Source organism: Amycolatopsis sp. NPDC004625, assembly GCF_040609695.1.
Taxonomy (GTDB): Bacteria; Actinomycetota; Actinomycetes; order Mycobacteriales; family Pseudonocardiaceae; genus Amycolatopsis.
On the sequence record NZ_JBEXKX010000107.1, the window covers coordinates 1 to 7,629 of the forward strand.

A 7,629-nucleotide genomic window follows, 5' to 3' on the forward strand; every position below is an offset into this window, starting at 1 on the left:
GCCCCGCTCCCGGCGGCCCAACGGGGTTCGTTCAAACATCCTGCCTTTCCGAGCGCCCGGCCGGTCGTGAGTGGTAAGGCGCGTTCTAACGCGCCTTACCACTCACGACAGCCGCGGCAGGCTCAGCTCGCGAGGGTGATGGTCACCGTGGTCGCGCTCGCGGTGACCGTGTGCGTGGCGGCGTCGTAGGTGCCGCCGCTGACCGAGTTGACGCCGGTCGTGAGGAACACCGGCAGCTGGATGAGGACCGCGCCGCCGGGCAGGCTGCCCGACAGCGTCACCGTGACGACACGAGAGCCGCTCACCGCGAGGGAGACCCCGTAGGTGGACCGGCTGCCCGAAGCCACGTCGTAGGTGTTGGTCAGGTTGCCGGCCGAGATCGTCTGGCCGGGCGCGATCCAGGAGTTCGGCACGCCGCGGCCGATGTAGAGCGGCCGGGTGAACGTGTACGGCCCGGAACCGCTCGCCGCCAGGCCCTCCGCCACCAGCGATTCCAGCAGGCCCTGCTGCTGCCCGGCGATCGGCCACGCGTACGGGCACGCGCCGAACTGCGGGCCGGCGTGGCTGCCGATCCACGGGTTGGCCGAGTTGGGCCCGCTGCCGTTGGCCTCCCACCAGGCGTTGGGGCCGCCGGTGGTCGTCTTGAGCTGCCAGGCGTAGCTGGTGATCGGCAGGTCGCGGTAGTTGTTGGAGAAGAGCCCGTCGGAGGAGTACGACGTGTTGTACGCCGTCGAATACCCGTTGAACGCCCCGAACGTCGGGAACGGGTAACCGTTGGCCGACAGCCGGGTGAAGCCCCACTGGTACATCCGGTCGATCTGGCCGGGGTCGCCCATGATGCCGGTCAGCGTGCCGCCGGACAGCATCGTCGACCACTGGTTCTGCCCGACCCACCCGGGCGAGGCCCAGTTGGCGTCGTTGAAGGTGTTGCACCGGTTGGCGCTGTTGGGCTTGTCGACCTCGCACGGCAGGTAGTTGAAGCCGTTCGCGGACTGGTTGCGGCCCACGACGGTGTTCAGCGCGTTCAGCAGCGAGGTGTACGCCGTGTTCGCCCAGGTCGCTTCCGCGGTCTGGCCGATCTTGGTCGCGATGTACTTGTAGGACGCCAGCATCTGCAACGCCGAGAAGTTGCTGAACAGCCACCGCCCGGTCGAGTCGTTGTCGAAGTTGGTCTGCAGCGTCCCGTCCGAGGCCAGCTGGGCGGGGTACTTCACCCGGGCGATGGTGCGGAGGCTGGGGCCCCACGAACCGGTGTCGTTGAAGTACTGGCTGACGAACGCGGTGTCGTTCGTCTTCGCCAGGTACGTCGCCCAGGCCCCCATCGTCTTCCAGACGCCGTCCCAGTACCAGTTGGCGCCGACCTCGTCCCAGCCGTCCTGCTGCGAGATGCGCGCGGTGAGCAGCAGGTTGCGCGCGTCGTGGAAGTCGCCGGTCTCGAACTTGGCGGTCAGCTCGCCCGGGACGTCGTGGTTGAGGATCCAGTTGTAGTTGTTGGCGCCGGAGAACTGCGCCTTGCCCACCTGCATGATCAGGTTGTAGACGGTGCCCGCCTTGTAGGCGTTCGCCATCGCGGTGCCCGGGTTCGCCAGGTTCCCGGTGTTGGGCAGGGTCGTGTTCGGCAGGCCGAAGGTGTTCGTCTCGGCCAGCCTCGAGTTCCAGTACGCCGTCATCTGGCCGTAGGCGGTGTCGTAGTTCGGCGCGTTCGACGACAATGTGGAGCCGGTCGGCAGCGCGACACCGCTGCCGAAGTTGTCCACCGCCACCACGAAGTCGTGGTTGCTGGTCTGCCCGGCCGCGACGGTGTCCAAAGAGGACGGCGTCAGCCGGACCAGGCCCGGGCCGGAACCACCCGGCGGGACCGTCACCGGGCCGGAGCCGTTGTTCTTGATCGACACCCGCGTGTAGACGAGCATGACCGCGGACCCGTTGATGGTGACCTTGTCGGCGAAGTTCTTGATCGTGATCCCGACGCTGCCCGAGGTCCGGGACGTCGTCATCGCCGGCAGGTAGCCGTTGTCCTCCGTCCACTGCACCGACTGCGCGCCCGGGTTGCCGCCGTAGGTGTAGGCGCCGAACGAGTACATCCCGCCGCACAGGCCGTTGTACGTCGTGTTCACGCCACGGGCGAAGAACGAGCCGGACAGGTAGCTGAAGACCGGCCAGTAGTTGCCGTCCCAGCCGATCGCGGTGGTGTTCTGGAACCCCTGGCCGTAGGGGTCGTTCGGCGTCTGGAAGTTCGTGCCGTACGACCGCGGCAGCCCGGAGTTCTTGCACGCGTTCGGCGCGAGGTTCGGGATGCCCTGGTAGCTGTCGGACGGGCCGGACGTGTACCCGGGGACGCGCCAGGCGCTCGCGCTCGAACACGGCAGCTGGACGAGCGCGTTGTTCGCCGGGGTGATGCACTTGCCCGAGCTGACCGCCACGACGTCGAACGTGTTCGTGCCGACGGACTGCAGGCGGAACTGCTGGTTGGTTTCCCCGTGGCAGGCGTACTGGATCACCGCCGCGTTGTCCTCTGTGGACGCGCCGTAGATGTCGACGCAGCTGCCGGAGTTGAACGTGCCGATCGTGTAGGCGTCACCCGAAACGGGGTTGAAGGTGTACGACTGCCCGGCACCGGAGGTGCAGGCGGTCTGGGTCAGCTGGACGGCGCTGGTGTTGTTCGGGACGGTGGCGCACTGGCCGCTGCCCTGGTTGACGATCGTGCTGCTGAACGTGGCCGCCGCGCGGGCCGGGGCCACCACGGCGAATCCGGCCACCAGGAGGGCGGCGGTGAGCAGTACCGGACGTCTCATCGGGGTCTCCGGTTTCAGAAGAGGAACGAGCCGTACGGGCCGGTGAGGATCCCGTTCTTCTGGCTCGGGCTGAAGTGCGTGTTCGGGTAGTCGTAGAACGACGCCGACATCGGCGTCCCGTCGGTCGAAGTGGAGTCCGGCAGGCCGAAGGCGTGGCCGAGCTCGTGCACCATGCCGCCGTACCACCGGTTCATCGGGCCGTTGATCCCGGCCGCGCCGTCGGCGTCGTGCTGGCAGAGGATCACCCAGCCGTTGCCGCCACCGCCGCCCGCGCCCTGGCCCTCGGCGATGACCTCGCCGACGTTGATCCACCGGCTGTCGCCGTCCCGGACGCCGAACCGGCGCACCAGTTCCTGCTGCATGTTGAACACGGCCCACCAGTAGCGGTCGCCGCCGTTGGGGGTGTTCTCGTACCAGCTCTTCACGTGCTCGCCGGTGACGACCTGGACGACGGGGTCGGTCAGCCGGAACGTCTTGCCCAGCTCCTGCCGGTAGTACCGCTGGGCTTCCCGCACCACGTTCGCGATGCCGTCCGGGTAGCGCTGGTCGAAGGGCACGTCGGACGGCCGCAGCAGCCACACCCGCACGGTCTTCTCCGGCGGGTTCTGCGGGTCGCCGCCGGTGGAGTAGCCGGGCAGCCGCCACGCGGTGGCCGCGCCGCAGGCCAGCTGGACCAGCAGGGCGTTCACCGCCGTGACGCACTTGCCCGAGCCGACCGCGACCAGCGTGAAAGCGCTTCCAGTGGGCTGCAGCCGGAACTGCTGGTTCGTGCCCGAGTGGCAGGCGTACTGGATCACCGCGGCGTTGTCCGAAGTGGACGCACCGGAGATGTCCACGCAGCTGCCCGAGGTGAAGGTGCCGACGGTGTAGACGTCACCGGACACCGGGGTGAACCGGAACGACTGGCCGGCGCCGGCGGTGCAGCCCGCCTGGGTGAGCTGGGCCGCGCTGGTGCCGTTGGGGACGGTGGCGCACTGGCCGCTCGAGTTGTCGACCACCGTGCTGGTGAACGCGGTCGCCGCCTGCGCGGTGGCCACGGAAAGCAGACCGGCCACCAGGCACAGCACCACGGCGGCCGCCAGCCGGAATACCAAAGGACGCGTCATCGGGTCCTCGCAATCTTCGGTTTTGTTAGCGTTAACAGTCGACGGCCGGGTGCGCTCCCGTGCTCGTGAGTGAGAAACAGTGTTCTAACACTGTTTCTCACTCACGACCGTCAGATGAGGGCGAGCGGGAGCCAGACCCGCATCGGACCGGGTTCCCGGTTGCCCCAGAGGAAGTACGGGATCAGGGTGAGGTCGATCGGCTCGCCGGGGGCGCTGGTTCCGGAGCCGTACAGCTCGGCCGACGCCGGGACTTCGACGCGGCCGGCGGCCGTGAGGGCCACGGGCACGTCCGGCAGGGAAGCAGCGGAGAACGGCGTGGCCGGGTCGAGGCGGACGTCTTCGAGGGTGACGCCGCCCGGCAGGTCGGCCTGCTCCAGGCAGTAGACCAGGGGGCCGCGCGTCACCGCGGCGCAGCCGCGCACGGCGTCGATCCGCGGGTGCGGCCGGACGATCCGGGCGGGCATCGGCAGCTCCAGCGTCACCGTCGCCCCGCCGGTCCAGTCCCGCCGCACCTCGGCGTACCCGTCGCGGACGTCGGCGGGTGCGCCGTCGACCAGGGCACCTTCGGCCCAGGCCGGGATCCGCAGGGCCAGCATGAGCGGCGCCCGGGTGGTCACGGTCAGCTCGACCCGGCCGTCCCACGGGTACCCGGTGCGCGTTTCGACGCGGACGTCCACCCCGTCCACAGTGGTCTGAACGGTCCCGGCGGCGTACAGGTGGACCTGCAGGCCGCCGGAGTCGGTGGTCGCCACGTACCCGGACAGCGACGCGACGAGCCGGGCGAGGTTCGGCGGGCAGCAGGCGCAGGAGTACCACGGCAGACGCTGCGACGGCGCGTCTTCGTGCGAGCCGTCGTGCCCGGTCCGCAGGTGCAGCGGGTTGGCGTAGAAGAAGTGCGTGCCGTCGACGGCGGTCGACCCGGCGATCGCGTTGTACAGCACGCGTTCCATCTCGTCGGCGTAGCGGCTCTCGCCGGTGGCCAGCAGCATCCGCCAGTTCCACTGGAAGCTCGCGATCGCGGCGCAGGTCTCGCCGTACGCCCGGTCGGGCGGCAGCTCGTAGGGGTCGCCGAACGCCTCGTCGCGGTGGCGGGAGCCCTGCGCGCCGGTGAGGTAGGTCTTCGCGCCGAACGCGTCGGCCCACAGCCGGCGGGCCGCGTCCAGCAGCGCGTCGTCCCGGATCTCGACGGCGACGTCCACCACCCCGGCGAGCAGGTAGAGCTGGCGGACGACGTGCCCGGCGGCTTCGTCCGCCTCACGGACCGGCTCGTGGTCCTGCAGGTACCGCGAGCCGAACCGCTCGCCGTCGAGCAGGCCGCGTCCGCGCAGGTCGAGGAAGCGCAGCGCCTGGTCCAGGTACGGCCGGTGCCCGGTCACCCGGTACAGCTCCACCAGCGCCGTTTCGATCTCCGGGTGCCCGTCCACGTCGTCGACGTCGCCGAAGCGCTCCACGATCAGGTCCGCGAAGCGCCGGGCGACGGTGACGAGCTGCGCGCCCACCCCGGCCCGCGCGGCGGCGACGGCGGCCTGGATCAGGTGGCCCGCGCAGTACAGCTCGTGGCTCCAGTGCAGCTCCCGCCACTTCAGCTCCGGCTTGTCCACGGTGAAGGCGGAGTTCAGGTAGCCGTCGTCCTCCTGGGCCTTGGCCACCAGCGCGGCGGTCGTGTCGAGGAACGCCCGCAGCTCGGCGTCGCCCGGATCGCGGCCGAGCTGCCAGGCCGCGGCTTCGAGGGTCTTGTAGACGTCGGAGTCGGAGAACCACATGTTGCGGCGGTCGCCGTCGACCTCGCCGGTGACGCGGCGGAGGTTGTCCAGCGCGCCCGCCGCGTCGAGCTGCTCGACGCAGTGCGGCAGCGTCCGGCTCGCGTTGCGGTCCTGCCAGTCGCCGAGGAGGCTGCCCGGGGCGAAGGCGACCGCGCCGAGGAAGAGCGGCCGCAGCGCCGATCTCGCGGCGGACGTGGGATGGACGGGCCCGAGGATGCGTTCGGTCATCGAGTGCTCCTTCTAGCCTGTGGATGGCTCAGCCCTTGAGGGCTCCCGAGGTGAAGCCGCGGACGTAGTACCGCTGCAGGACGAGGAAGACCGCCACGCACGGCAGGGCGGAAACCACCACTCCCGCCTGCAGGGCCCCGAAGTCGACCGAGCCGAGGCTGCCGGACTGGAGGTTGAACAGCGCGACCGGCAGGGTGAACTTCTCGCCGTCGGTGAGGAAGATCAGCGGGGCGACGAACTCGTTCCAGGCCGCCAGGAAGGAGAACAGGGCGACGGTGACGACGCCGGGCAGGACGCCGCGCAGCAGCACCCGCCGCAGCGCGCCCCCGATCGAGCAGCCGTCGATCAGCGCCGCCTCCTCCAGTTCCACCGGCAGCGCCTCGAAGGAGTTGCGCATCATGAACAGGCCGAACGGCAGCTGCAGCACGGCCAGCACCAGGCCCAGGCCGAGCAGCGAGTTCTGCAGGCCGAGCCAGCCGAGCAGGATGTAGAGCGGGACCAGGATCGTCGTGTACGGCACCATCAGGATGGCCAGCGTGACCAGGAACAGCAGGGTGCGGCCGGGGAAGGCGAGGCGGGCCATCGCGTAGCCGCCGAGCGTCGTCGCCACCACCGTCACGCTCACCGCGACCAGCGCGACCACGCCCGTGTTGAGCAGGTAGGTGCCGATCCCGCTGCCGTACTCGGCGAGCCGCCGGTAGTTGCCGGTCCCGGAGTCCCCGGCCTCGCGGCCGGTCAGCGACGAGTACAGCGTCCACAGCAGCGGCAGCAGGAACAGCACGGCCAAGGCGGCGCTCGTGACGCCCGCGCCCGCGGCCCGGAGCCGGTTCACTTCCCCTCCCGGCGGATCAGCCGCAGCTGGGCGACGTTGAGGACGATCAGCACGGCGAGCGTCGCCACCGAAACCGCGGCCGCGCGCCCGAGGTCCTGCGACAGGAACGCCTCGCGGTAGATGTCGATGACGATCGTGGCGGTGTCGTGGCGGCCGCCGGTGAGGATGAAGAACTGGTCGAAGGCCAGCAGCGACCCGGTCAGCGACAGCACCATCGCCAGGGCGAGGGTCGGCCGCAGCAGCGGCAGCGTTACCCGCCACAGGATCTGCCACCGGTTCGCGCCGTCGATGCGGGCGGCCTCGTACAGCGCCGGGTCGATGCCCTGCAGGCCGGTCATCAGGATCAGCATGTAGAACCCGGCGAACCGCCAGGTGATCATCCCGACGGTCGAGCCGAGCGCGCTGCCGCCCGAGCCCAGCCAGTCCACCCGGCCCAGGCCCAGGAAGTCCACGAGGTGGTTGAGCGCCGACGAGTCGGTGGTGAACAGGCCGTAGAACAACAGGCTCGTCGACGCGAGGCCGACCGCGCTGGGCAGGAAGAAGACCGTGCGGGCGAACCCGGTGCCGCGCCGGTCGTGCTGCACCAGCAGCGCCAGCCCGAAGGCGACGAGGCTGAGCACCACCGTCGTGACCAGCGTGTACTTCAGCGTGAACCCCACCGCGCGCAGGAACAGCGGGTCGCTCAACGCGTCGTAGTTCGCGACGCCGTTCGGGTGGGACGCGCCGACCAGCGGCCAGTGGCTGACCGACATCCACAGCATCAACCCGAGCGGGACGACGAAGAAGACGGCGACCAGCACGGCCATCGGGGCCGCGTAAGCGATCCCGAGCCGGCGCCGCCCGCGGGCGATCGAGCCGCGGCGGCGGGGGGGGGGGGCGGGGGGGGGCGGGGGGCGCCCCCCCCC

At 70.3% G+C, this 7,629-nt stretch carries 5 protein-coding genes; all 5 read right to left on the reverse strand.

Going from position 1 to position 7,629, the window contains the following annotated elements:
- Positions 1–122: 122 nt before the first annotated feature.
- Positions 123–2,795 carry an RICIN domain-containing protein gene (locus ABZW17_RS46350; protein ID WP_354829314.1) on the reverse strand — a complete coding sequence of 891 codons (2,673 nt, stop codon included), beginning with the start codon at positions 2,793–2,795 and terminating at the stop codon, positions 123–125.
- A 14-nt stretch (positions 2,796–2,809) separates the two neighbouring features.
- Positions 2,810–3,901: an RICIN domain-containing protein gene (locus tag ABZW17_RS46355; protein WP_354829316.1), complete on the reverse strand. Its 1,092-nt coding sequence runs from the start codon at positions 3,899–3,901 to the stop codon at positions 2,810–2,812.
- Between the two features lie 110 nt (positions 3,902–4,011).
- Positions 4,012–5,892, reverse strand: a complete 1,881-nt coding sequence (locus ABZW17_RS46360) for a beta-L-arabinofuranosidase domain-containing protein (RefSeq protein ID WP_354829320.1) — start codon at positions 5,890–5,892, stop codon at positions 4,012–4,014.
- A 28-nt stretch (positions 5,893–5,920) separates the two neighbouring features.
- Positions 5,921–6,724: a carbohydrate ABC transporter permease gene (locus ABZW17_RS46365; protein ID WP_354829322.1), complete on the reverse strand. Its 804-nt coding sequence runs from the start codon at positions 6,722–6,724 to the stop codon at positions 5,921–5,923.
- The coding region (locus tag ABZW17_RS46370; RefSeq protein ID WP_354829325.1) for a sugar ABC transporter permease at positions 6,721–7,629 on the reverse strand (909 nt) is incomplete at its 5' end. The genes ABZW17_RS46370 and ABZW17_RS46365, both read right to left, overlap by 4 nt.